Genomic DNA, 24696 nt, shown 5'->3' with positions numbered 1-24696 from the left:
CTTCGGCCGCCCCTTTTTTTTGGAAATTACATGGCAGTACTCACTCCAAATACCGAATTTCGGGATTACAACGTCGACGGTGTTTCGTCGTCTGGAAGCTACAAGCCCAAAAAGGCAAACATTCGCGCACTTCTCAATCAGCTCGCTACTGGCGCATCTCTCGGCGCGCTGATTTATAGCACGAAGGCTCAGCTCGACGCTAATACCGGTGCCACAGATAACCAGATGGCCTGGGTCGTTGCGGATTCGACAGGAACGAATAACGGCATCTATCAGTCGCTGAGCGGCTCCTGGAGCAAGCTTCGCAGCTTTCCAGATACTGCTGCAGTGCTGACCAATATTGGTGGCACAGCAAACGCTATCACGGCCGATACGGAAACCGGCGTCGATCCGTCTGAGGTGCAGATCCTTATTCTGCCTGATCCGCCAGGAACTAACACAAGCACAACGGTAACCATTGCTATCGATGGCGGCAGCGCAGAAAACATCAAGTCTGCGTCTGGGGCGGATGTTGCTATCGGCGACATTATCGATGGCGTTGGCACTCTGCTTTTCCGCTCCGGTTCGGAATGGCGACAGCTTGTCAGCTCGGCAGAGGGTGCGCAGTTTGATCATCAAGGTGCGTACGACAACGGGACCACCTACGCAGAGGGGCAGATCGTTACCGGTTCAGATGACAAGTGGTATCAGTTGAAGGTCGCATCCGCGACGGGCGATGATCCTGTTTCCGGTGGGTCTGGCGATTGGTTGGAAATTTTCGACGCTAGTTCGGTGTCCTGGACCAACGACATTGCCTCCGAAGCTGAAGCGAAAGCGGGGACTGCGTCAGATAAGGTGATGACGCCGGAGCGCGTAGAAGACAGGTTCGAAAAATCCATCATAACAGCGGCTGAGCTGTCCGGAACGCCGCAGAACTTGACGGCGTATGGTGGCGGTGTGCTTCCCATTCCGACAGAGAGCGGTGCGAGTACGGACGACCTGTTGGCGCTGATTGCTTCAACCAATTGTTACACCACATTCACGCGTGGTGTTTTTGCGGCTTCGACCTATTCTAGCGGCCGTGGAAACGTGTATTTCGGCGGGGCAGCACGGCAGTGCAAGCTTGATGTACCGCAGTCGGTTGCGCTCGGGTCCGAAGAATGTTGGGTCGTTGGCGGTTTTGGCGGCGGCGCATATAGCAGCCAGTTTACTCTCCTGAGCAACGAACGCTGCTCTTCTGTTTCAGCTCGATATGGTTTTGTGAGTGGCCGTTTTGCGTTTCTGGCGGCAAGTGCTGGCGGTTCTGTCGGTCGCGGAGGCGGCGATCTTCTTGACGTCACCGTTTCGAGCGGCGTCATCACGGCCATCGCTCCAAATGCAAATGACATGAGTTGGGGCTTCCAGGTTGGGGATGACATCACGATCTTTGATCGGGCCGGCCCCGGTACGGGGGCGACAGCTGAAGTTGCGACAGTTGACGGCAGCGGGGCTATTCTGACTGTCACTGTCACCAATGGTGGGAGCGGTTATTCGGACACCGTAGATGCTTGCGTTGACAACGGCACGGGCGATTTCTCTGCCAATATAGCCAACATCAATGGCTCAACAGTCACTGGTACGGCTTCAGGTTCACTCGGAACCGACAATACAGATGTTACTGGCGATGTGTCAGGTGCGCTTGCAGCCGCAGACAGCACTGTCAGCGGTGATTTTGCCGCAGCAATAGCCGCAAGTGCATCAACTGCAACAGGGACTTTCTCGGTCGCACTCGCGGCAAATACCTGTAATGCGACGGCTGACGGTGCTGTTGTTGCGGGTCGGCGCACGATTAATAATGTGACGCGGTCAATTGGTCTTGGCGATAGCGGCGCAGGTGGGGCTTCGACCGCCAACATGAAATGGCATGCCTATCCGAACGGCCAAGTCTACGCGGCAGGTGCGTTCAACGGCTCGCACACCTTCACGGACTATGCGGAATATTTCGAGAACCTTGAGCATGGTGTCATCCTGCTCGGTTCGCTGGTCGCGCTGAATGGCCGCAAGGTGCGCCCTGCACGTGACGGGGACAGAGTTCTTGGCGTTGTTTCGGCAACGGCTCTGGTTGTCGCAGGCGACACGCCGTTTACCTGGGCGGGCCGCTTCCTGACTGGAGAGTTCGGTGAAGAGCTCTATGATGAAGTGCCAGACCCGGATTGGCCGGAAAAGGTGCCAGACCCGGATTGGCCGCGCAGTGTGCCGAATCCGAACCACCCTGTCTTTGATGAGGTGCAGGTCAAGAACGACAAAGGCGAAATTGTCGAGCTTCGCAAGCTCGTTGCCTCGTCGCCCTTCATTCCGAACCCTGAGCCCGCACCGCTTGTCCCGAACCCGGTACCGGCTCCGTTGGTCAAGATCCAGCGTGAAAATCCGGATTATGATCCGTCGATTGAAAACGTGCGCCGGTCTGACCGGCCCGAAGAGTGGACTTGCGTCGGCTTGCTCGGCCAGATCCATGTGCGCGTTGATGAGACAGTCGCTGTCGGGGAATACGTCAAACCTTTTGCTGATGGTGTAGGAACCAAGTCGGATGCGGAAACCAACGTGCTCTGCATGGAAATTCGCCAGCCGTTCGACCCGAAAAAGGGTTATGCGGTGGCGTTCTGTTTTGTGCGATAAGTCTGGGATGGGTAGTCATGTCTAGAACGATCTGTCGCAATCCCTATAACGTCTTAACGGTCGCTGATGGGCTGCCTAGAACAATAAAAAATCCTGGGTGCCGCGCCATCGTTCTTGGCGAGCCTATGCCGCAGGCGCAGCCTTCAAGAAAGTTCAAATTGGAGGCTAATCCGATACCCGCTGAAACTTTTGGTCTTGGTCATTTGGTCGACAAAATACTCTCCGGCGAGTCTGTCGTCATCGTTGCTAATTGTGAAGAGATGACTGTGACTACTAATAAGGAAGTTGAAAATTTTATTTATAATTCAAGATATTGCTCTCTTCGATCGGAAAAGCCGGAAGACGAAACGCCTTGATCAAATCTAGATTGTTTGCTTGGTAGTACCCAAGCTTATGGCCGCGATACTCTCTAAGGTGCTTTCTGAAAAGTCTTCTGTTTCCCGCCTCTAGTGGCCCCATAATCGCGCGGGCAATGATCGGCGGAAATCCACTCTGCCGGCTGGTGGGTTGCGCCAACATGGCAATGCTGCGTGCCTCTTCCTGGCTTAGACCGTCCTTCGCCAGTAGCTGTTTCGCGACTTTCTGATGGTCTACTGAAATGTTCGCGTGCTTGTCGGCAAGCTTTACGTCAATCCCGATCCTGCAAAGCTGATCCTGAAAGAATGGCACAAATGAACCGGTTGCGGCCTCATATGGTAACAGCCGAAAGCCGTCTCGGCCGATTGCGGAAACGTATTTGTCAGCAATTGCGTTCCAGTCAGCTCGCCCAGGGTGGAAAGACTCTAAAAATTCCTCAAGGAGTTGGGGCTTTCCGAGATGATAGAGCTGTCGATAGCAGGAACATAGAAAGTCATCTTGCTTCCGGCAGGTCAAAAATACGGTGAATGCTTCCGGCTTCAGCTTGTCGAGAATGGAGGACAGGATGCGTGGACCATCGTCATAGAACAATGGTGACAATCCCGGCATTGGTCCACCTAGGTTTTCATCCGACAAAATAACGCTGTCGCAACGGTGTCGCTTTGACAGTGCGGTGATCACGTCAACCACGGCAGAGGAGAGGGCTTCTATATCTTGCGCCGTGTAGCTGTTTCGAATGAGCGGATTAACCATCTCCTTGTATAGGTCGCGCCCTTTATTTGCCGCCCCCTTTGCAATCACAAGGACGCCTTTTTGGCGGAGCCCGGATTGCCTCAATGACTGCTGAATAGAACTAGTTGCGGTCTTGTGTGCACCAAGATGGAACACTGCATTTTTAATCATTCTCAACGCTCGTTAAACGTGAATGTCAAGACACGTCTATCTTGGATTTTACAACCTAGCAACCAGACAATCGGCGCAAAGGCCGGAAAAGGTGATCCATGTTCAACGCTGCCGTTCGTAAGACGGTGACGGCCATAGCGCTGCGCCGAGATTTCTAATCCGTCAACAACCACATCCTAACCACCAACTCCACCACAGAAAGAATCTCATGAAAACAAGCGCACGTGGCGGCGAGGCAATCGCTGCCCACGAGGGCGTTGTGCTGCGCGCTTATCCGGATGTCAAAGGCGTCTGGACGATCGGCGTTGGGCACACTGCCGCAGCTGGTGGCCTCGTGCCGAAGCCGGGAATGAAGATCACACGCGAAGAGGCAATGGCCATTTTTGCGGAGGATCTTCGCAAATTCGAAAAGCGAGTCGAGGCCGAAAGGATTTTCGTACGTCAGCATGCCTTTGACGGTGCCGTGTCCTTCGACTTCAACACGGGCCGGATCCACGACGCCACCTGGGTAAAGCGGTATCGCGATCAGTCCTGGGCCAAGGCAGAGGCATCGCTGATGCTCTGGGTGAAGTCTGGCGGCCGGAAAATCAAAGGCCTTGTGAATCGCCGCAAAGCTGAAGCTGATCTGATCTTCCGCGGCGTGTATCCGGATGGCGCAGGGGAGGGTGTTCAGCGCATTGAATCGGACGCTCCGGGCAGGCAGCCGGATCCTGTCGTCAAAGAGGCTCAAGAGCTTCTGACGGCTCGTGGCTTCAATCCTGGCGCGATCGATGGCTGGATGGGTCGCAACACTAAGGCCGCCATTCTGGAATATCAGAAGTCGCACCCGCATCTCACCAATGACGGCATTCTTGGCCCGGCAACACTTGCCCAGCTTCGCCGGGATGCCGGCGCCGTCAAAGACGCGATCACCAAGGGTGGAGGTTCTGCTGTCGGTGTGACGACAACCGCAACGGCTCTCGGCGTGCCTGTGTGGCTCATCGTATCCGTCGCAGCGGTCGCCGTAGTGGCTGCGGCCGGCTATTTCGCCTGGCGCTACCGTGATGTCATCCAGCGTCGGTGGAACACGTTCAGGGGGAAAGAGGTCGAATGAACTTCTTTAGCCTGCTGCTGGGAAAGAACCCGCTGAGTCGGATTTTCGACACCGTGGATCACTACTTCGACAACGACACGGAGCGATTCAAGACGAAAGCCGAGCTCGCCAACAACTGGCTCAGGGAGCAGTCGACGACGCAAAGAATGCAGATGTCGTTCTTTATGTTCTGGGTCGTCTGGTCGATGTTTGCAGTTCCGCTCGGCGGCTGGTGGTGTGCGGTGATGCTGGACACCACATTCAATTTCGGCTGGGGGGTTTCAAACCTGCCGATGACAATCAAGCCGTGGGCGGATCAGATCTTCAACAGCCTCTTCTACTCCGGCCTTACTGGCGCTGGCCTGCAGACGACGTCCAGCCTGGTTTCGAAAGCGCTGTCCATCTTTGCTTGGAGGCGCGGTTGACCGGCGCTGAGATCATTCCATTTGTTGGGGTCATTTTGGCACTTTTTGGGGCTATGTTCGGCGTGTGGAAATATGTTGACGCAAAGATCACCACGGCCCGCAAGGACGCTGAGTTGAAGGCCGACTCCGCTGCGGAGCTGGCCCGCCTAACGCACGGCGAGCTAGCGGCTCACAAGCTTCACATCGCCGAAAACTACGTCTCGAAGCAGGGACTCAAGGAAACGCGAGACGAAATCCTGAAGGCCGTTGGCGGCCTTCGAGATGATTTCAGACACCTGACTTCGCGGCTCGATTCCCTCCACGAGCGAAAACCAGATTAGCAATAAAGTAAGCACCCCGCTGCGGAAACGTGGCGGGGTCTATTTTTGTTTGACTTGACAAATTTGTAGAATTGGTATATGAAATTAACGCATGCTGGGCCACCAACCCAGATATCCACCACAGAAAGGAAAAGGCATGCGTTTCTTTGCGCTTGTCCGCGGCGCGCTGTTTCTGGCGTTCGCGGCCACAATCACACAGTCATCAGTGGCAGTCGCGGCCGATGCTGCCTGGCAGGAGGAGATGCTCGGCGTTACGGTTCAGCTGAACGGAAATTGCAGCGGCACCCTGATCTACTCCGACCGGGACAAGAAGACCGGCGACGTCGACACATACATCCTGACCGCGGCACACTGTGTCAAGGGTTCCGAAAGCAGGAACATGACGGTCGACATTCCTGTCTACCAGGAAAACCGCGTGGTCAAGCGCGAGAGCTACGTCGCCAAATACAAGACCAAATCTTTCAGCGCTGACCTGGCCGTCGTCGAGCTCATCGACAAGGAAACCTATTTCGACACGGTGGCAACGCTGCCCGGCGAGAAAATCTCGATCGAGATGGGAGACCGTGTCTACACCGTTGGCTACCCAATGGGGCTCGGCCTCACGATCACGGAAGGCCTGTTCTCGTCCTACGACTCGATCAACTTCCCCGAGCGAAACGAAGACACGGAATACTACCGCGCGACGCCCGACATCATCGGCGGCAACAGCGGCGGCGCCCTTTATCACAAGCGGCCCGATGGAAAATATGAGCTCATCGGCGTTACTACGGCCGGCATCAGGGGCGCGCCGTACATGGGCTTTTACACCCCGGCAAAGAAGATCCGCGACTTCCTGAAAACCGCGGCACCGAAGGCAATCGACTTCAAGATCGAAGAAGTCTTCCAACCCTGAAAGCCTGCCGCCACGCCGTTCCAAGAGTGTGGCGGCCTTTTCGGAGCGAGATGTGAACGAAACAAATTGGATTGAGTGGGGCGGGGGAGACTGCCCGCTGCACTGGACGGCAGTTGTGAGCGTGAAGCTCCGGAATGGGTACGTCACCGTTCCAGTCGCTGCCAAGATTTTCGAGTGGGATCACAAACAGCAGGCCAGCGACATCGTCGCATATGTCGTGATCCGCGACCCAGCAAAGCCGAAGGAAGCTGCATGAAGATTTCGAAGGAAGAGCTTGAGGCACGGCACGCGGCTTATTTGAAGCACGGGTCGTACCGCGCGGCAGCGCAAGAACTCGGCATCGGCAAGACAGCGTTGCAGGAATGCCTTCAGAGGGCAGCGCGGAAGGGGATGCTTGGAACGTCCCCTGTCATGCCAGGGTTCGAAATTACCAAGGTGTCAAACACTCCTCGGGGTGACTATGTACAGCAGAAGCAGAAAAAAGGGCCGGTTTTCGAGCTGCCTGACGGATTCCTGCCAAAGCGCATCTCCAACCTGTCGGATGGGCAGGGGCGCACCATTGCTCGATGGGATATTGTTGAGCCCAGCAAAGAGCAACAGGCGAACGCGATGCGCGCCGCGGTGGAAGCGTTCAAGGAAGAGATTCCGCGAGCACCAGCTATCGATGCGCCGGCTCACACGCTGTCTGATTTGCTGAATCAGTACACGATCACGGATCACCACCTCGGCGCCTTGGCGTGGGGCGAGGAGACCGGGTCGGGAGATTATGACCTACGGATCGGTGAGCAACTAATTCTACGATGGTTCGCCGCTGCTATTGCACAGTCACCGCCTGCTGAGCGTGCCGTGTTCGCGCAGCTAGGTGACTTCCTGCATTACGATTCATTCAGGAGCTTGACGCCTGAGCATGGCCATCACCTGGACAGTGATAGCCGTTACCCGAAGATGGTGCGGGCCGCGATTCGGATCGTGCGCACGGTCATTCACATGCTGCTGGAAAAACACAAGCGGCTTGACGTCATCATGTGTGATGCCAACCACGATCCCGCTGGCGAGGTTTGGCTGCGGGAAATGATGGCAGCGTTTTACGATGACGAACCACGCGTTCGGGTTGACACAAACCCTGGGACTTATTCAGTCATTGAGCATGGCGACGTCTCTCTGTTTTACCACCATGGCCATCGCCGCGGCGTCAAGAACGTTGACTCCATCCTGGTGGGGAAATACCGCGAGATTTATGGGCGCACAAGCATCAGTTACGCCCACACTGGTCACAAACATGCGGACGAGCTCAAGACAACCGACTTGATGAAGGTGGAGCAGCATGAAACGCTCGCCGCTCCAGACGCATATGGATCAAATTGGCTTTCCGGAAGATCCGCCAAAGTCATCACGTATCACAAACGTTTCGGCGAGGATGGTCGCGTTACCCTGTCCGCGGCACGTGTCATGCAGGGGGCGTCGACATGCGCCTGAGTCCGTGGAACGTGCGCAACAAGCTCTTGCGCAGCCTGGCAATGCTGCTCTTCTCGCCAATGTTTCTGATCCTGACGCCCCTTGCCTGGTTTTCAATTCTGGCAAGCGGGCTGTTCGTTGGCGCTGATGCTGGATGGAAGCAGGTGAGGCTGATGCACGCGGAATGGTCAAAAGTGATGCTGCCGGCCTACCGCGGCTGGCTCGACGGCGTACTGATGAGGGGTACCCCCAGACTATGAAATGCCGATTTCCAGGGATCGAAAAAGCCTGTGTCGAGATCGCCTATGACAACGGCGGCATCAACCGTATGCGCTCGGAAAAGAAGATGCGCCAAGAGTGTCGGGCGTTCCTTGAGCGCGCTGACAATGGCTATTTGACCGAGATCGATGCGTGGCTTGCCGCGCAGTCTGTCGAAGATCTGCGGATCATCGCAGGCGGTGAGGAAACCGAAATAGCTGATCTGATGAAGGCCGCGCCGCCATTCACGAACGCCCTGCTCAACCAGTATTTCAACGAGGTTTGTTAACCACCAACTCCACCACAGAAAGGCACCACATGGAACTCGCAGACGACCATATCATGGAGACCTTCGGCCCGCTTACACCAGAGCGGGCCGGGGATTACATGCAGACCTTTTCCGGCCGGAAGTTCTGGCCTCTGGATCCACGGTCTGATGAGATTCACCTGGAAGATGTGGCCCACAGCCTGTCGATGCAGTGCAGATACAACGGTCACTGCAAGCGCTATTACAGCGTTGCTGAGCACGCGGTTCATGTCGGCAATTGGCTACTCAATAATCACGACCCGGTGAAGGCTTTCTACGGTCTCCATCACGACGACAGCGAGGCGTACCTCGCAGATGTGCCGCGGCCGGTGAAGCCATGGCTTCGCGGGTATTCCGCTCTGGAAAAGGCGGTGCAGGCGTGCGTCTGGGATTACCTGGGTATGCCGCAATACGTGCCGACAGTCGTGAAGGAAGCAGACGACCGCATCCTTAGCGACGAGCGCGCGCAAAACATGGTCTACATGGAATGGGATTACGAGCCGGGACCGGCGCTCGAAATCGACCTGCAATTCTGGCATCCGGAATACGCCGAGCAGGAGTTCCTGATGCTGCACAACAGGCTTGCCCTGATGTTGTCCCTATAAGTCACCACCACAGAAAGGAACTGAATGTACTGCGATGAAAGGTTTGCCATCGCTATGGCATCGGCTGCGCTTGACCAGCCGTTCACAAGTCTGCCGGCCACCACAGGAGATGCAAAGACGACGCATCCACCTCTGATCGGCTTCACCGGCAAGCGTAACGTCGGAAAATCGACAGCGGCTCGTCATCTGGTCGAAAACTACCGCTTCAGCTCGATCCATGCTTTCGGTGGCGGGAGGGCTGCGGCATACGAGTATTTCGGCTACCTGACGGGTGACTACAGTCTCGCCAATCGTATGGTCTACGGCGACTTGAAAGACGTGCCATCACACTTCCTTCCAGGTGAGGTGGCGCCGCGGCATTTCCTTGAACGCTTCGGAAAGTTCATGGGTGTCGAGATGGGCGTGCCGTGGACGCTCGGCATGGAGATCGATCGCGCTCGTCGCTTCCATCCGCAGGCCAGGATCGTCTGCGAGTCCATCGTCTACGAGGTCGATTATTTCCGCGAGTGTGGCGGGGTTGTAATCCGCCTTGAACGGCCAGACCACGAAGGCCCGGCCGGCTTTGAAAGTGACGAGGCACAAGCCGCAATCGTCGCCGATCTCACTATCAGTGCAAGGTCGGTTGAGTCGCTCTTGTCGCAGGTTGAGAGCGCCGTGTATCGCTTGCTGTAGTCTATCCGCTATAGCAGCTTATCGACAGCAGCCTTGCCGCGCTCTCTGGCCTCGTGAACCTGCGTTTCAGACAGATCGGCAAGGCGCTTGAATTTGTTGTCGCGAGGCCAGGCTTGCGGAGTAATGGCGGCCCACTTGTCGCTTTCGAACGTGTCCGGAAACATGTCCGACAGCTCTTTGTAGGCCGTCCGCATGGCAGAGAGTAGGGCTGTTGCCTTGATGGCGTTTCCGGCCATTGCCTGCTTGCGTTCCTGCTCCTCTGCCTCGCGCAGCTCCTGCTCGAGCTGAAGCATTTCGGAGCGGATTTGTTCTGGGGTTCTCATTTTGTAATTCCCGTATCGGGTGAAGGCTGATGCAACATAGAGGAAGCGGGCATGGCAAAACAAGCGAAAATCAAAGACAGGATTGTAGCCGCTCTAAAGAGCAATGGCGGCTTCATGCTGTATTACGATCTGGCTCGTGTCGTATTTCCAAAAGAGCATTATCCCAACGCCTGGAATTATCCGACAAGGGGTGGGCCGCCAGGCTGCTACATGGTTTTGAGCCGTGCGATCCGAGAGCACGGTTTCAATATTGTTTATGACTGCGACGTGGTGCACTCCACGGTTTATCTCGGCCGAAACAATCTGTGACAAGAGGTGGAACAATGATGGAATGCGCAGCAAGTGGGGCAGGGTGCGATTACACCCCGCATGGCCCTAATGGTGAAATGCAATGCAGATATTGCGGAGCCGAGGCCGTGGAAAAGCGTGGACCTTTTGTCGTGAGTCAGTCGCATTACGTCGATGATTTCACGTCCTACAAAGTAGAGCAGGCCAACGGCAAACCGTTCGCGTTCATCGCCATCACAGCAGATGACGCACAGGATAAACGCAATGCTGAGTTTCTCGCTCGGGCATTGAACGACGCAGAAAACAAACGTGACTCATCGGGAGCCCCCAACTCCCCATGACCCGCCCGTCATAACCCGCCCTTATGATCCGCAGACGATATCCAGCCACTTCCAGCCTTTGTACTTGTCGCCGGTCTGCCTGATGTGGCTGTACCTCTGAAGCGAGCTCCACGATCTGTGACCACTGACGCTTGCCGCTCTCGGGATGGTGTAGCCGATCTCGAACAACCGGCTTATACCCTCGTGCCGCAGATCGTGAAAATGCAAATCTTCGATTTCCAGAAACCGACACATCCTCGTAAAGCGCGAGCTTACGGTGCGGTGATTGTATGGAAAAAAGAGCTCGAACTCCTGCGGCTGGCTATTCAAGACGCGGATGGCTTCTGGCGTTAGGTCGCACCAGGTATCGTTGCCGTCCTTTTTCCCTGGGTGCTTCATGTCGCGAACCATGATCCGCTCATGCTTCTCTTCAAAGTCCGCCCGCACAATCCGCGTGATCTCCTCCTGCCTGCGAGTTGAGAATATCGCGAAGACCACAATCTTTGTCATCGGCATGCTGTCGGGATAGATCTCCTCGGCTCTCGCGAAACCGGTCAGGATGCGGTCAAGCTCGTCGAGCGACGGCCTCCTCGTGCGAGCCTTTCCTTTCCCCATCAGACCAATTCGCTTCAATGCCTTTCTGGCTTTCGCGAATTCCGCGTCGTCAAGTGCGAAGCCCCACGCGTCTCCGGCCACAGAGAAGACCTCTGAGAGGTGCGAGAGGTAGCTGGTGATGGTTGCGGCCTGAAGTCCGCGCTTGCCGCTCAGCGTCTCCGCAAAGCTCACCACGTCGTGGCTGGTAATCTCCTGACAGAGCTTGTCGGCAAGTGGGTATTCCTTGGTAGTCCTAAGTACCTGATTTTTGGTTCGGCCGATGCCCTTCTTGTGAGACTCGAGGTATTGGTCGATCGCGTCCGCCAACGTCTTATCCTCTGGTTTTTTCTTCAGCGCGTCCAGAGCACCTGGCTGAGCCAGTTCGAGCTCGCGGCGCTTCATCCAATCCGAGACATCTTTTCGAACGCCACGGGTCAGCGACTCCGTATGGACAATTTTGCCGTCTCGTTTAATCCTGATCTGCGCGGTATACCGCTTGCCGTTCTTGCCCTTGCGGGCAGTGATCGTCCCCATGTGGTGTATCCCGGTGCTACAAAAATGTGCTTCAGTGCTACAATGTAGCACCGAGAATGTCAAAACGATCATAAATGGCTGAGAAAATTGTCAAAATTTGTACAAATAAAACGTGGCAAGCTGTTGTGAAGAAACAAAAAATATATGAAAACAACAACTTAGTATTTTCCATCGCCCCCATGATGGAGTGGACGGATCGCCATTGCCGCGCGTTTCACCGGCAACTGACGCGGCATGCGTTGCTCTATACGGAGATGGTGACGACTGGAGCGGTGATCCATGGCGACCGGCAGCATCTGCTAGGCTTTTCTGATATTGAGCACCCGGTTGCCTGTCAGTTGGGCGGATCCGATCCGAAGGACATGGCGGAAGCTGCGCGGATCGTTGCCGATTTTGGCTATGACGAGGTCAATATCAACGTCGGTTGCCCGTCCGACCGGGTTCAGTCCGGCCGCTTCGGCGCGTGCCTGATGGAAGAGCCCACCTTGGTGGCGGCATGTGTCGAGGCCATGAAGGCCGCCGTCGATATTCCCGTAACCGTGAAATGCCGGATCGGTGTCGACGAACAGGACACTGAAGCAGCGCTTGACGCCATGGCGGATGCCGTTTTTCCTGCGGGCGCAGATGCCTTGTGGGTACACGCGCGCAAGGCCTGGCTCAAGGGACTCAGTCCAAAGGAAAATAGGGACATTCCACCGCTCGACTATGAGCGGGTTCTGCGCCTGAAGCGGCGTCTGCCGGACAGGTTCATCGGCCTCAACGGTGGCTTGCAGACGCTGGACCAGGCGGAACCATTCCTGGAGACCCTGGATGGCCTGATGTTTGGCCGCGCTGCCTATCACACTCCGCAGATCATGGGAGAGGTCGACCGGCGGCTCTATGGCGCCAGCGGGTCGGACGTCTCGCCATGGGATGCAGTGAAGGCGCATATGGCTTATCTGGAAGAGCAATTGGGCAAGGGCGTAAAACTGGCACATATGACGCGGCACATGCTGGGCTTGTTCCACGGGCGTCCGGGGGCGAGGTCCTGGCGGCGCATTCTGACAGTGGAGGCGATCAAGCCCGGTGCTGGTCTGGAAGTGGTTGAAAAGGCGCTTGCAGCGGTCAGTCCTGCAGGAGCCGAATTGGCGGCAGCCGAATAGGACTATCGCGCGGTTCCCGATCCGCTCAAGGCGTCATGATCAACTTGTCGCCTTCGATGCGCCAACTGCGCAGATGATCAAGTGCGGTCATGCCGAAAAGGCTGGAATCGAGGGTCCCCTGGCGCCCGACGAAACCGCGGATGTTGCGCAGCGTGTGATCGCCGATGGTGATCGTGTCGATCTTCACCGGCGCGACCAGTGCACGGCCGTTGGCGGTGGAAACCGGTACTGAAAATGTCAGGTCTTGTGGCCGATAGCCGGCACGCAGCGCGTCTTCATAGGTCAGGACGACGGCACTGGCGCCTGTATCAAGCAGAAACTCTGCACGCGCACCGTTGATGCGTCCATCCAGTACAAAATGCCCGCCAGCATCGCGGACAATCAAAATGGTGCCATCGGGCTGGGTCACGGCAAGTCCGGGCGCCAGTGCTCCAAGAACGCGGTAGCCCGCCTGGACCAGTTCCGCCTTGTAGACATAGCCGACAACGAGCAGGGCACAGAAGCCACCCCAGAAAACCGTGCCATGCAGGATTTCGCGGGCTTTCGGCTGGCCGAACAGAAAACTGGCCAAAAAAACGAAGGCGAGTGCGGAAAGGGCAACAACCCGGGGGCCAGTGTCATCGAAGTTGACATTCGCCGGGTCGGTCGGGTCACCAAAAAACGCATAGAAAGCGGCAACTGCCATGACCAGCACCAGAATGACAACCATCAGGCCGCGGTAGTTTCTGGGGTTGTTCATCCGCGCACTCCGGGCTCAGTGGTCGGCTGAGGCCGGTTCGCCAATTCTGCGAGGATCTGGTTGCGCTTGGCCTCACTGTAACTCGCCCAGGACGCGATTTCGTCAAGAGTGCGCAGGCAGCCTGTGCAAAGGCCTGATTTGGCGTCGATCTGGCAGATGTTGATACAAGGTGACTTCATGAAGCGCATATGGCCGCAGATTGTGGCGTTGCCAAGACTGTATTGGGCGGAAAACAGCGAATAATGACCGGATCAATAGCCGCCTGACGCATAGGTGAACGGCGCGGTGATGACCTTGATCGGCAAGGTAACTGCTGCCTGTGCCGTCGTGCCCACAAAGGACCCCAGGTCATCACCAAGATTGGCGCCACGGTTGTGGTCGGCACCGGACCCGAGTGCGGAGCTGCCGAGTGCCTTGCGCAAGTCAGGCTGCAGCTGTGCAAGCTGTGCAAATTTCGAATGGTTCGTGCTGTCCAGCGATTCAAGTTCGGTCACATCGATAACGACAGCACCGAGTTCCGCCAGTTCCTGATCGTTGGAAAAAGCCCCGACACGTTCCTTGCCACCTGCGATGGTGCGCGAAATGCGCAGGGCCTTGTCGTCACGCGAAACGATAACGGTAAAGGGCCGGGGCATCGGGCCAATTCGCTTGAGCTGGGTCTTGAAGAGGTCGATATCGATGTCGGGCGCCGCCAGAATGATGTCGTTGACATGCTTTGCGACAAGCCGGCGGTTTTCCGGTCGTGCCTGTACCGCGGTTTCCATCAGCAGCCAATTGCCCATGGAGTGGGCGAGAATAGTGATGTTGTCGGCATTGGTCTTGGCAAGTTCCACAAGCGTTTCTTCAAGGGCTCCGCGAGCAATCGCGGCGCTGTTGAGGTCGTAGACGTAATCCTGAAGCTTGCCGCGTGAGGCCCAGGTAAACAGAACCGGGACGCCCTGGAACTGACTGTCGTTGACAATCTGCGCGAACCGGTAAAGCCCTTCCGGAAAGCGCGTGTTGTAGCCGTGAATGAACAGCATTATGTCGCGTTCGCCGCGCGGCAAACTGGCAAGCCTGGCGTTGACGGAACGCCGGAAGGCGGCCTTGTCGGCAATGTAGTCGGCCTTGCGCGCAACGAAGTCGGTCTTGGGGTTACCCGGCAGACTTTCGGGCCACTCGATCTGTCCCGGTTTGTGAGAAGGCGGTACCGAAATCGAGGCTTCCGCGTAATTGACCGCGGCTGAACGCTCACCGCTGAAATAGGTGTCGGGGCGGTCGTCCCGCTGGCGGGTGGTGACGATCAGGATATCATTTACCCTGGCACCAACGACCGGGTCTTCGTTGAGCGCGAGCGCTCCGACTTCCGGCCTTCCGGAACAGGCGGACAAGATGGCAAAAACGATCAACAGGGTTGCTGCGCGCAAACCTGTTGCTTCTCGTCCAACTGAATTGCCCGATACTGACATGTGAGCTATTCCCGCCACCAAGGCCTCTATCCGCTACTCACGGCACCATAAGCATCCCTGCAAGAAAGCCAAGACCAGTGAGTTGTTGAACTGCGCCTAAAACATCGCCAGTGGCTCCGCCAATCTTGGCCACGGCAAGCCGACCGGTCGCATGTGCCGCGGCGATGGCGATGACAAGGGCCAGCAGCAAGGCCGGCAGGGAGAGCAGGAAGAACGCAGGCAGCATCACGGGCAACGTCACAAGAAAAGCTTGTTGCACGGTTGACCGGGACGGCTTTCCAAAGCGAGCTCCAAGCCCTTCAGGTCTTGCAGATGGCAGGCATTGCCACTGCCAGACAAGCAACATCCGGCTGAGGGCTTCTCCCGCCAGAAAAAGCAGCGCCGCATCAGCCGGTCCGAATTTTTGCCAAAGCGCTGCAAGCAGGACGGCGCGCAGGAGTACCGAGATCATCAGGGCGAGAGCCCCAAAGGCTCCGATGCGGCTGTCCTTCATGATGTCGAGGCGTCTTTCGCGGGTTGCACCGCCGAAGAAGCCGTCGGCTACGTCGCTCAAACCATCTTCGTGAAGAGCTCCGGTCGTTGCCGCAAGAACCGCGGTCAGGAGAACCGCAATGGCCAGAAGCGGCAGTTGAGTGAAACCGAGCGCAACACCGATGCCGGCCGCGGGCAGGGCAATGATTGCACCTGCCAGAGGCGCTGCACGGGCGATCCGAACAAAGTCCGGAGGGGACATCGGGTCGTCTTCGGTGTTGACTGCAGGCAGCGGCAGCCGGGAGAAGAATCGTACGCAAGCGGCCGTGTCCGCGGCGAGTGCCTTGCCCCCGTCCAGCCAGACCTGGTGTTGATCCCGGGTTTTCCTGGACCGCGTTTCAACCTGTGAATCAGGCTCTTGGTCGGTTTCAGAGCTCATCAGGCCGGTCCCGTGCTTGAGTTTTTACCGGGCGAAGTTATAGAACAGCGGCTAAGCGAGACCAAGTGGCCACTCGACGGCCGCGAACAACCGGAACCAAAAGAACATGTCCCTCTCCGAGACCGCGCTGCCCTTTGACGATATCCGCAATCTGGTGAAATCCATGCCGGGGCCGGACGAGGATGCGCTCGCGAAGGTGAAGGGCCGGGATGCGGAGTTGACCAAACCTGCCGGTTCGCTCGGAAGGCTTGAAGAAATTGCCGAATGGCTGGCTGCCTGGTCCGGCAAGGCACCGCCGAAGATCACGCGGCCGATGGTCGGCATCTTCGCGACCGCCCATGGGGTTGCGGATGAAGGCGTGTCCGCGTTTCCAAGTGCGGTCAACCGGCAGATGGTCGAGAACTTCGCGGCTGGCGGTGCTGCAATCAACCAGATCTGCCGCGCTTATGACATCGGCCTGAAGGTGTTCGACCTGGCGGTCGACATGCCGACCCCCAGCATCACGCGGGAAGACGCGATGGACGAAGCCAATTGCGCTGCGACCATGGCATACGGCATGGAAGCGCTTGCCGGCGGGATTGACCTGATCTGTCTTGGCGAAATGGGGATCGGCAACACCACAGTCGCTGCTGCGGTTATCAATGCGCTGTTCGGCGGCAAGGCTGAAGACTGGATCGGGCGCGGTACCGGCGTTGACGACGAGGGCCTTGCCCGCAAACGCGATGCTGTCGAAAAAGCAGTTGCTCGACTGAACGGCGAACGCGATCCGCTGGAAATCCTGCGTCGCATCGGTGGCCGCGAGATTGCAGCCATGACCGGCCTCATCATTGCCGCACGCCTGCAGCGCGTTCCGGTGATTGTCGATGGCTTTGTCACGACGGCTGCTGCTGCTGTTGTCTATGCGATGGACCCGGCCGGTCTCGACCACTGCCTCTTCGCCCATGTTTCGGCAGAGCAGGCCCATGCGAAGGTGCTCGAGCACATGGGCAAGGATGCGCTGCTCGATTTTGGCATGCGTCTGGGTGAAGGCTCCGGTGCTGCACTCGCTGCAGGTATTGCCAAGGCCGCCGCCGAAATGCACTCCGGCATGGCCACCTTCGCAGACGCTGGTGTGTCCGAAAAAGACGACTGAAGCTCTTTTTGAAATTGAAGCGGCCTGAAACCGCTGATGCGGCTCAGGCCGATCTTGCCTTGCCGGAGGGGACGCCGCTGTCCTTGTCGTTCGGGTCCACCCAGATGACATCCGGCGAATAGTTCATGATCCTGGCTCTCGGCAGGGTGACGATCACCTCCGTGCCATCGCCGGGCCTGGACTTCAGCGAGAACTTGCCGTCGTGCATGTTGATCAGCGCCTGGACGATGGACAGGCCAAGACCTGTCCCCGGTTCTGCCGTCTTGATGGCATGAGACCCTTGACCGAAAGCTTCCAGTACGGTCGGAATTTCGTCTTCCGGAATGCCGGGGCCCGTATCCTTTATCGAGACGTATTGTCCGCCATCTGACGTCGGTCCGACCTTGATCCAGACTTCGCCGTTCACCGGTGTGAACTTCACGGCGTTGGACAGGAGGTTGAGCACCACCTGACGCAGGGCTCGCTCGTCCGCCCAAACGCGCGGCAGGTCAGGCTCGTGGGTGTGGTGAAGCGAAATCGTCTTGGCCTTCGCCCGAACCTTCATCATGGTCCCGCATTCCTCGACGATATCGTCCAGGAAGATCGGTTCCTCGTGCAATTCGTGCCGACCGGCCTCGATGCGGGACAGGTCGAGAATTTCGTTGATCAGGTTGAGCAGGTGTTGTCCCGAGCCGTGAATGTCTTCGGCATAGGACTGGTAGTTCTTGTTGTGCATCTTGCCGAGCACTTCATCCTTCATGATTTCGGAAAATCCGAGGATGGCGTTGAGCGGTGTCCGCAGTTCATGGCTCATCGTGGCCAGGAAGCGGGACTTGGCAAGGTTGGCAGCTTCTGCGCGGCGACGTGCTTCGTCGGACATCGCGTTCGCAGTTTCCAACTCGGCGATCAGGTGATCCTTGTCGGCCCGGTATTCCAGCATCGTGTTGGCGTTCTTCAGAAGCTGGTTGCCCAGGATCAGGAAGAAACCCTGCGCGCCGATCGCCATGGCGGCGAGCGTATAGTGGATCGGGTTCACCTGCTGCAGGAAGCTGACGGTGACGATCAGTGTCATGGGCAAGGTGCTGGCAAGCAGGCATTTCGGCAGGGTGGCCGACTGCATCGTGTTCATGGCAACCACGATCAGCAGCGTCGCGAAATGAAAGATGACAAATCCGTCGCCGGATTCGCTGGTCTGGGGCAGCAGAAAGAAGCTGGCCCAGCTGCAGCCGTAGACGAAGTCACCAAAGGCGAACCTGCGCCGCCAGTAGATGCGGGCTTTCTGGTCGGACGGAGCCTTCTCGTAGGAATGGCTGGTGATCACCATCATGAAGTGGGTGCAGAGCGTCGCCGTAAACCAGGCGCCGATGAAGAGCGGGTTGATCCACAGAACGGAGATCGCGGCAACGATCAGGGCGAGAAGGGGGACCGCGTAGGCAGCGTTGATGCGGGTGTCGGCAAACAGATGCTGCCGTTCCAGATCGAAAGACGTGTACCAGTTTTCAGGCGTACCAAGGCGGCTGCGCACATCGTTGGCCGAGCGCGCCATCTCACGACGACGCTTGGCGCGCTGTTCGTTGATGGTGACTTTGTCGTCGCCGGTTTCTGACGCAACCGATGCCATTTGCTGCCCGAAGTTTTGATTTTGTTATCGCGCTGCCGCGTGTTTATTCAACCTGACTCACCATTCCTTAAGATCGTCCTCAAGATCGTGGTAAGGGAAGTGTTAACAGGCTGTGCCAAGGTGCAACTCATTGTCAGAAAAGACGAATTCGAAAACACTCGACAGACTCGCGGCTGACGTTCGGTCGTGCCGGATCTGCGTCGAGAACCCTGAAAAGTCGGCGTTACCGCATGAGCCCAGACCAGTTCTGCAAGTGTCTGGAACAGCAAGGCTTTGTGTCTGCGGACAAGCGCCAGGCACACGCGTTCACCAGAGCGGCAGACCGTTCACCGATCCCTCGGGTGACCGGTTGAGAAACTGGATGGGCATCGACGAGGATATTTTCTACGACGCCGGTAAACTGGCTATCGTGCCGATGGGGTTTTGTTTTCCTGGACTGGACGCAAAAGGGGGCGATCTGCCACCGCGCACCGAATGCCGCAAGGCCTGGCATGACCGCTTGTTTGCTGCCATGCCGCAGATCGAACTGGTGCTGGTTATCGGCCAATACGCCCAAGCCTATCATCTTAGGTCAAACCGGCAGAAATCCCTTACCGAGACAGTGTCGAACTGGCGTCAGCATTTCGCTCGGCAGATGGACGGCAAACCGGCGGTCCTGCCGTTGCCGCATCCTTCCTGGCGCAACAATGCGTGGCTGAGAAAGAACCCGTGGTTTGAAACCGAGCTGCTGCCGGTTCTGAGAGGCGAGGTTCAGCGCCTTACAAAGGTGCCCTAATTGCTGGAATTCGAAAATAATTCTCATTTCGGTGAGAATTGACATTTTCATTGAAACTCAGTTACGAGTTTTTATCTTCAATGAAAATGATTTCCCAACATGTTGCGGTCTGCGCGGTCGGGAATCTCTGTTGCTCCTGGGCGGATCTTGAATTCATGATTGATCGTATCGACCGTCGTATCCTGTCCATTCTCCAGGAAGATTGTACCGTTCCGGTGGCTGAAATCGGCCGCAGGGTGGGGCTGTCGACCACGCCGTGCTGGCGGCGCATCCAGAAAATGGAAGAAGACGGGGTCATCACCGGTCGCGTCGCCTTGCTGGACCCGGCAAAGGTCAATGCGAAGGTAACTGCCTTCGTCGCCATTACCACGAGCCAGCACTCCGAAGACTGGCTGAAGAAATTCGCCGATGTCATCCGGGAGTTTCCCGAAGTGGTCGAATTCTACAGGATGGCAGGTCAGGTCGATTATCTGCTGCGTGTCGCCGTGCCGGACATCGAGGCCTATGACGCCTTTTACAAGAAGCTGATTTCCCGGATCGACATTTCGGATGTCTCGACCACCTTCGCCATGGAGCAGATCAAGAATACCACGGCCTTGCCGCTCAGCTATGTGGCACCGGAAAAGCCTAAACCCGACCGGGACAAGTGAACTGGCCGGCAACACGATCCGTTCCGGCCAGCGAACCCCTCAGGTTCATTAGTTCTTCTGGTTGGTTCACGTGGACGTTTTGGGCCAATAGGTGCCGATGCTCCAGATGTTTCCTTCAGGATCCTGGCAAATGAATTCCCGGCTGCCGTAGTCCCGGTTCGTCAACCCCTCAAGGATTGTCGCCCCAGCCGCAGTGGCGCGGTCGAACAGTTTGTCGGCATTCTCCACCGCCAGGTAAATTGCCTTGCCGCAAGGGCCGTCCGGATGCCCGATGATCTTTGCAAAAGCGTCGTCGCGGGCCTGACCGACCATGATCATGGCTGATCCGAAAGAAAGCTCTGCATGCACCACAGTGCCGTTGTCGTCCCTGTGCACTTCGTGTTCGACAAACCCGAATGAATCTGAGAGCCACTTGATCATCGCATTGGCATTGCCGAACCGGAAAACGGGATAAATTCTGCTTGCTTCATGAGACATGTCGTACCTCCTTTGATGAAGGAGGTGATAGCTCTTCGCGATTTTGCGGGATTGAAGTTTTGTTACCTACCAGGTGTTGGCAGTGCCATTCAGCAGCCGTGTGCGCCAGGCTTCCGGTGACTGACCGGAAAACTCGGAAAAGTCCCGAATGAGATGGGCCTGATCGGCGTAACCACAATCGACCGCCAACCCGGCCCAATCGATGTCGCAGCAGTTCTGTGCATGTTTGAGCACCTTGCCGAAGCGGATCACCCGGGCAACCGTCTTGGGTCGAAGGCCGATATCCTTCCGAAACTTTTGTGCCAGGTGCTTTCGGCTCCAGCCAATCTCCTTAGCCAACGATGTGACTGAGACCTGGCCTCCGGTTTCAAGTAGCCGTCGCAACACATGGTCCGCCGGCGTTCGTTGGACGGTGTCTTGCCGTAGGCGTTTGATGACGTAGGCAAGGGCATGATTAAGCCGCGCATTCCAGCTTGTCAGATCCTCGATCCGGCGGACAAATTCAGCCAGTTCCGGTTCCGCGACATCGGCAAACGGCAACATCTGGTCCGTCAGCAGGTCCATTGGGAACCGGAAAAAATGACGGGCACCGATCGGAGTAAAGTTGATCTGCAGGCATTTGGCACGGCCATTTGACTGAATGAAAACCGGAGAACTACTGAGCCCAGCCAGAAAGGTGGGACGCTCATTTTCAGCGGTTGGATGCTGACCGAGTGCGATTTCAAACGGATCGCCGAAACTCAGGATGAGCGGAATGGTCAGCGAGGCGGTTTCAACCTGCCTGTTCGTCTGCGGGTTTCGCTCTTCGTAGCCGATGATGTCGGTGAAAAGGCTGCGCAAGTCCGGCGGTGCTGTCCGGCGCCAGAAACCGGCATCAATGCCGGGGGGAACCGAGGAGGAGGGCAGTGAGGCATCTTGCGAGGTGGTCATGATCCTTCCTTGTCGGGGCAGGATAGGATCAACTCGGGTCGTGGTCACCCATAATCATTCAGTCTTACCGGGACCCAGCGGATGGCGCGCGCGAAATCTGGCGAATTCCGCATCGGATACGGTTTTCCCGGTAAAGATCTCGATGTAGTGGGGCATGCGCTGAAGCCTGGGGCCAAGCGGCTCGCTCGGCCGATCCTTGACGATGGAGATATAGCCGATCTGCGTCAGATACATGGTGTTGGCTCTCACGTCGGCCGAGGCGTGTTCATAGCCAAAACGTTCGAACATCGCCGTGAAAGCCTCAATCCGCACCCGGTCGGCTTCTTCCAGCATGGGCGTCAGGTCCGGATCCGCGTGTGCCCAGTTGCGCATCGCAAATTCCAGCCGGGAATCGAACAGCTCCGGCAGTAGCCACAAATCGAAAAGGTTCAGGATCGCCTCGGTGATTGTCTCCGCGTAATCCTCGGTCCGTTTCACCAGATTGCCGGTGTTTTTCGTTTGCCACTGGGTGATCAAGGCGTCGAGCAGGTCGTTCCGGTCTGAGAAATGGCCATAGAAACTGGTCCGCGACAGACCGAGCCTGTCGGCCAGGGGCATCACCTTGACGGCATCAATGCCATGTTCAATCAGCGCCTGGTAGGCAGCTTCGATCCAGATTTCACGTGTGCCGCGCCAACCGGACGTTTTTTCGATCAATAGGTCGCTCATGTGCTTGCGATAACAAAGCTCCGGCCTGCCGACAATCAAAATTGACACTAATGTCGACAAAAGCGACACATATGTCGCTTTTCAGACTTTTCAAAGTTGATCGGTGGGAATTAATCTTTGCAAACCTGAGGAAATCCGTGACGCGGTGGAATGCCCGGAGAGGAAAGAGATGTCGAAAGATCCGTTGTTGCAGCCCTATCAGCTGAAACATTTAACGCTGAAAAACCGGATCATGATCACGTCGCACGAGCCTGCCTATCCTGAGGATGGCATGCCAAAGGACCGGTATCGCGCCTATCACGAGGTCCGGGCAAAGGCCGGTGTCGCACTGACCATGACCGCCGGCTCCGCGGCCGTCTCTCGCAACTCGCCGCCCGTCTTCAACAATATCCTTGCCTACAAGGACGAAGTCGTGCCGTGGATCAAGCGGCTCACGGATGCCTGCCACGAACACGATTGTGCGGTGATGATCCAGCTGACCCATCTTGGTCGCCGGACACACTGGAACAAGGGGGACTGGTTACCTGCGGTTTCGTCCAGCCATGAACGTGAAGCAGCGCACCGGGCCTTTCCCAAGCAGGTCGAAGAGTGGGACATCGCCCGCATCATAGCCGACTATGCCGACGCGGCGGAACGCATGAAGGCCGGCGGGATGGATGGCATAGAGCTGCAGGCCTATGGTCACCTGATGGACCAGTTCTGGTCGCCGGTCACCAACACACTGGATGGGCCGTACGGCGGTTCACTGGAAAACCGGATGCGCTTTTCACTCGAAGTCATCGAGGCGGTTCGGCAGAGGGTTGGTGACGAGTTCATTCTGGGCATCCGTTTTACCGCGGACGAGGATCTGGACGGAGGCATCACGGAAGACGAAGGTCTTGAAATTGCCCGCCGCCTGAAGGCTACGGGACAGGTCGACTTCCTCAATGTCATTCGGGGCCACATCGACACTGATCCGGGGCTCACCGACGTGATTCCCGTTCAGGGCATGCGCAACGCCCCGCATCTGGATTTTGCCGGCCGCATCAAGAAGGAAGTCGGCATGCCGACCTTCCATGCAGCCAAGATCCCCGATGTCGCAACAGCGCGCCATGCGATCGCCGAAGGGCTTCTGGACATGGTCGGCATGACGCGGGCACATATGGCCGACCCTATGGTGGTTCGGAAAATTGCCGAAAAGCGGGAAGGGGATATACGCCCCTGTGTGGGAGCAACCTATTGTCTCGACCGCATCTATCAGGCTGGCGATGCACTTTGCATCCACAACCCGGCAACCGGTCGGGAATTGACCATGCCCCACGAGATCCCGCTCGCGGACACGAAAAAGAAGGTGGTCGTCGTTGGCGCAGGGCCCGCCGGCATGGAAGCGGCGCGCGTTGCAGGTGAACGGGGGCACGATGTGATCGTGTTCGAGGCAGCGCCAAATGCCGGTGGTCAGGTCCGGCTGACAGCGCAATCCGAGCGCAGGCGCGAAATGATCTCCATAATCGACTGGCGAATGGACCAGTGCCTGGCGAAAGACGTGAAGTTCCGTTTCAACACTTTTGCAGAAGCAGAAGATATCACGGGAGAAAACCCGGATGTGGTGATCGTCGCAACAGGAGGCTTGCCGCATACGGAAGTCCTGAGCGAAGGCAATGATCTTGTTGTCTCTGCCTGGGATATCATTGCTGGCGACGTCAAGCCGGGCAAACGTGTACTCGTCTACGACGATGCCGGTGATCATCCCGCACTTCAGGCGGCCGAGATGATCGCAAAATCCGGCGCTCACGTGGAGATCATGACGCCGGACAGGTCCTTCGCCCCGGATGTCATGGCAATGAACCTGGTGCCTTACATGCGATCGCTGCAGGACAAGGACGTTCGCTTCACGGTCACCTACCGCCTGAAAGCTGCAAAGCGTTCCGGGAACTTGATCACCGCTGTCGTCGGAACAGACTATTCCAGCCACACGGAAGAGCGGGAATTCGACCAAATCGTCGTCAATCACGGTACAATACCGATGGACGAACTCTATTTCGAGCTGAAGCCGATGTCGAAAAACCTTGGTGCGGTTCAGCAGGAAGCGTTGATATTTGGCCGCCCGCAGCCTCTCGAGGCCAACCCGGATGGAACATTCGCGCTTTTCCGCATTGGCGATGCGGTTGCGGCTCGCAACACCCATGCGGCAATCTATGATGCGTTACGTTTGGTCAAGGACATTTGACGTGATGCTGCACCGCACGC

30 protein-coding genes are annotated in these 24696 nt (G+C 57.1%); 19 read left to right on the top strand and 11 right to left on the bottom strand.

What is annotated here, in order from left to right; genetic code table 11:
* Positions 1-30 precede the first annotated feature (30 nt).
* On the top strand, positions 31-2634 hold the full coding sequence (locus FIU93_RS22385; protein ID WP_152506797.1) for a peptidase G2 autoproteolytic cleavage domain-containing protein: 2604 nt from the start codon (positions 31-33) through the stop codon (positions 2632-2634).
* Positions 2635-2651: 17 nt separating this feature from the next.
* Positions 2652-2990, top strand: coding sequence for a hypothetical protein (locus tag FIU93_RS22380; protein ID WP_152506796.1), 339 nt, complete (start codon positions 2652-2654; stop codon positions 2988-2990).
* Here FIU93_RS22380 and FIU93_RS22375 read toward each other — a convergent pair.
* Positions 2929-3894, bottom strand: coding sequence for a hypothetical protein (locus FIU93_RS22375; protein ID WP_152506795.1), 966 nt, complete (start codon positions 3892-3894; stop codon positions 2929-2931). The two genes, FIU93_RS22380 and FIU93_RS22375, sit on opposite strands and share 62 nt — an antisense overlap.
* A 208-nt stretch (positions 3895-4102) precedes the next feature.
* On the opposite strand from FIU93_RS22375, the gene FIU93_RS22370 reads away from it, so the two are divergent.
* From FIU93_RS22370 to FIU93_RS22325, 10 genes are all read left to right on the top strand, one after another.
* Positions 4103-4987, top strand: a complete 885-nt coding sequence (locus FIU93_RS22370) for a peptidoglycan-binding protein (RefSeq protein WP_152506794.1) — start codon at positions 4103-4105, stop codon at positions 4985-4987.
* Complete coding sequence (locus tag FIU93_RS22365; RefSeq protein ID WP_152506793.1) at positions 4984-5391, top strand: hypothetical protein; 408 nt, start codon at positions 4984-4986, stop codon at positions 5389-5391. Before FIU93_RS22370 ends, FIU93_RS22365 begins: the two co-directional genes overlap by 4 nt.
* A complete protein-coding gene (locus FIU93_RS22360; RefSeq protein ID WP_152506792.1) occupies positions 5388-5711 on the top strand; it encodes a hypothetical protein in 324 nt (107 codons plus the stop codon). The genes FIU93_RS22365 and FIU93_RS22360 overlap by 4 nt, the downstream gene beginning before the upstream one ends.
* A 136-nt stretch (positions 5712-5847) precedes the next feature.
* The gene (locus tag FIU93_RS22355; RefSeq protein WP_173017381.1) at positions 5848-6603 is read left to right on the top strand and encodes a S1 family peptidase; all 756 of its coding nucleotides are present in this window, start codon (positions 5848-5850) and stop codon (positions 6601-6603) included.
* 52 nt (positions 6604-6655) lie between these two features.
* On the top strand, positions 6656-6859 hold the full coding sequence (locus FIU93_RS22350; RefSeq protein WP_152506790.1) for a hypothetical protein: 204 nt from the start codon (positions 6656-6658) through the stop codon (positions 6857-6859).
* Positions 6856-8079, top strand: a complete 1224-nt coding sequence (locus tag FIU93_RS22345) for an oxidoreductase (RefSeq protein ID WP_152506789.1) — start codon at positions 6856-6858, stop codon at positions 8077-8079. Before FIU93_RS22350 ends, FIU93_RS22345 begins: the two co-directional genes overlap by 4 nt.
* Positions 8070-8318, top strand: a complete 249-nt coding sequence (locus tag FIU93_RS22340; protein WP_152506788.1) for a hypothetical protein — start codon at positions 8070-8072, stop codon at positions 8316-8318. The genes FIU93_RS22345 and FIU93_RS22340 overlap by 10 nt, the downstream gene beginning before the upstream one ends.
* Entirely contained in the window at positions 8315-8605 is a 291-nt protein-coding gene (locus tag FIU93_RS22335; protein ID WP_152506787.1) for a hypothetical protein, read from the top strand. Before FIU93_RS22340 ends, FIU93_RS22335 begins: the two co-directional genes overlap by 4 nt.
* A 29-nt stretch (positions 8606-8634) precedes the next feature.
* A complete protein-coding gene (locus FIU93_RS22330; RefSeq protein ID WP_152506786.1) occupies positions 8635-9228 on the top strand; it encodes a hypothetical protein in 594 nt (197 codons plus the stop codon).
* A gap of 24 nt (positions 9229-9252) precedes the next feature.
* Positions 9253-9900, top strand: coding sequence for a hypothetical protein (locus FIU93_RS22325; RefSeq protein WP_152506785.1), 648 nt, complete (start codon positions 9253-9255; stop codon positions 9898-9900).
* An 8-nt stretch (positions 9901-9908) separates the two neighbouring features.
* Here the strand turns inward: FIU93_RS22325 and FIU93_RS22320 are convergent, their stop codons facing one another.
* On the bottom strand, positions 9909-10223 hold the full coding sequence (locus tag FIU93_RS22320; protein WP_152506784.1) for a hypothetical protein: 315 nt from the start codon (positions 10221-10223) through the stop codon (positions 9909-9911).
* A 51-nt stretch (positions 10224-10274) separates the two neighbouring features.
* On the opposite strand from FIU93_RS22320, the gene FIU93_RS22315 reads away from it, so the two are divergent.
* Together FIU93_RS22315 and FIU93_RS22310 are read left to right on the top strand one after the other, a co-directional pair.
* Entirely contained in the window at positions 10275-10532 is a 258-nt protein-coding gene (locus FIU93_RS22315; protein ID WP_152506783.1) for a hypothetical protein, read from the top strand.
* A 107-nt stretch (positions 10533-10639) separates the two neighbouring features.
* A complete protein-coding gene (locus FIU93_RS22310; RefSeq protein WP_152506782.1) occupies positions 10640-10852 on the top strand; it encodes a hypothetical protein in 213 nt (70 codons plus the stop codon).
* A gap of 21 nt (positions 10853-10873) precedes the next feature.
* Here the strand turns inward: FIU93_RS22310 and FIU93_RS22305 are convergent, their stop codons facing one another.
* Entirely contained in the window at positions 10874-11959 is a 1086-nt protein-coding gene (locus tag FIU93_RS22305; RefSeq protein WP_152506781.1) for a tyrosine-type recombinase/integrase, read from the bottom strand.
* A gap of 179 nt (positions 11960-12138) precedes the next feature.
* On the opposite strand from FIU93_RS22305, the gene dusA reads away from it, so the two are divergent.
* Entirely contained in the window at positions 12139-13101 is a 963-nt protein-coding gene (gene dusA, locus FIU93_RS22300) for a tRNA dihydrouridine(20/20a) synthase DusA (RefSeq protein WP_286202450.1), read from the top strand.
* 25 nt (positions 13102-13126) lie between these two features.
* Here the strand turns inward: dusA and FIU93_RS22295 are convergent, their stop codons facing one another.
* From FIU93_RS22295 to cobS, 4 genes are all read right to left on the bottom strand, one after another.
* Positions 13127-13840: a TIGR02281 family clan AA aspartic protease gene (locus FIU93_RS22295; RefSeq protein WP_062488963.1), complete on the bottom strand. Its 714-nt coding sequence runs from the start codon at positions 13838-13840 to the stop codon at positions 13127-13129.
* Positions 13837-14019, bottom strand: a complete 183-nt coding sequence (locus FIU93_RS22290) for a DUF1289 domain-containing protein (RefSeq protein ID WP_208993834.1) — start codon at positions 14017-14019, stop codon at positions 13837-13839. The genes FIU93_RS22295 and FIU93_RS22290 overlap by 4 nt, the downstream gene beginning before the upstream one ends.
* A 72-nt stretch (positions 14020-14091) precedes the next feature.
* On the bottom strand, positions 14092-15246 hold the full coding sequence (locus FIU93_RS22285; RefSeq protein ID WP_208992404.1) for an alpha/beta hydrolase: 1155 nt from the start codon (positions 15244-15246) through the stop codon (positions 14092-14094).
* A gap of 79 nt (positions 15247-15325) precedes the next feature.
* Positions 15326-16198: an adenosylcobinamide-GDP ribazoletransferase gene (gene cobS / locus FIU93_RS22280; protein WP_152506778.1), complete on the bottom strand. Its 873-nt coding sequence runs from the start codon at positions 16196-16198 to the stop codon at positions 15326-15328.
* A 106-nt stretch (positions 16199-16304) separates the two neighbouring features.
* Between cobS and cobT the strand changes: the two genes are divergently transcribed.
* Positions 16305-17330 (top strand): nicotinate-nucleotide--dimethylbenzimidazole phosphoribosyltransferase, encoded by a 1026-nt coding sequence (cobT, locus tag FIU93_RS22275; RefSeq protein WP_152506777.1) that lies wholly within the window; start codon positions 16305-16307, stop codon positions 17328-17330.
* A 43-nt stretch (positions 17331-17373) separates the two neighbouring features.
* Here the strand turns inward: cobT and FIU93_RS22270 are convergent, their stop codons facing one another.
* Positions 17374-18930, bottom strand: a complete 1557-nt coding sequence (locus tag FIU93_RS22270) for a HAMP domain-containing sensor histidine kinase (protein WP_152506776.1) — start codon at positions 18928-18930, stop codon at positions 17374-17376.
* A 130-nt stretch (positions 18931-19060) separates the two neighbouring features.
* On the opposite strand from FIU93_RS22270, the gene FIU93_RS22265 reads away from it, so the two are divergent.
* Together FIU93_RS22265 and FIU93_RS22260 are read left to right on the top strand one after the other, a co-directional pair.
* On the top strand, positions 19061-19705 hold the full coding sequence (locus FIU93_RS22265; protein WP_152506775.1) for a uracil-DNA glycosylase family protein: 645 nt from the start codon (positions 19061-19063) through the stop codon (positions 19703-19705).
* A gap of 158 nt (positions 19706-19863) precedes the next feature.
* Positions 19864-20355 (top strand): Lrp/AsnC family transcriptional regulator, encoded by a 492-nt coding sequence (locus FIU93_RS22260; protein ID WP_031268819.1) that lies wholly within the window; start codon positions 19864-19866, stop codon positions 20353-20355.
* Positions 20356-20421: 66 nt separating this feature from the next.
* Here FIU93_RS22260 and FIU93_RS22255 read toward each other — a convergent pair whose 3' ends face one another.
* The 3 genes from FIU93_RS22255 to FIU93_RS22245 all read right to left on the bottom strand — a co-directional run bounded on the left by FIU93_RS22255 (position 20422) and on the right by FIU93_RS22245 (position 22470).
* Positions 20422-20832 (bottom strand): VOC family protein, encoded by a 411-nt coding sequence (locus tag FIU93_RS22255; protein ID WP_152506774.1) that lies wholly within the window; start codon positions 20830-20832, stop codon positions 20422-20424.
* A gap of 66 nt (positions 20833-20898) precedes the next feature.
* Positions 20899-21762 (bottom strand): helix-turn-helix domain-containing protein, encoded by an 864-nt coding sequence (locus FIU93_RS22250; protein ID WP_152506773.1) that lies wholly within the window; start codon positions 21760-21762, stop codon positions 20899-20901.
* 54 nt (positions 21763-21816) lie between these two features.
* The gene (locus tag FIU93_RS22245; protein ID WP_022999489.1) at positions 21817-22470 is read right to left on the bottom strand and encodes a TetR/AcrR family transcriptional regulator; all 654 of its coding nucleotides are present in this window, start codon (positions 22468-22470) and stop codon (positions 21817-21819) included.
* Positions 22471-22639: 169 nt separating this feature from the next.
* On the opposite strand from FIU93_RS22245, the gene FIU93_RS22240 reads away from it, so the two are divergent.
* The gene (locus FIU93_RS22240; RefSeq protein ID WP_152506772.1) at positions 22640-24676 is read left to right on the top strand and encodes an NADH:flavin oxidoreductase; all 2037 of its coding nucleotides are present in this window, start codon (positions 22640-22642) and stop codon (positions 24674-24676) included.
* Positions 24677-24696 lie beyond the last annotated feature (20 nt).

Source organism: Labrenzia sp. THAF35 (assembly GCF_009363595.1).
In the GTDB taxonomy this organism is placed as follows: domain Bacteria; phylum Pseudomonadota; class Alphaproteobacteria; order Rhizobiales; family Stappiaceae; genus Roseibium; species Roseibium algicola.
Note: the sequence above shows the minus strand (reverse complement) of the source record. Positions and strands in the feature narration are given on the sequence as shown.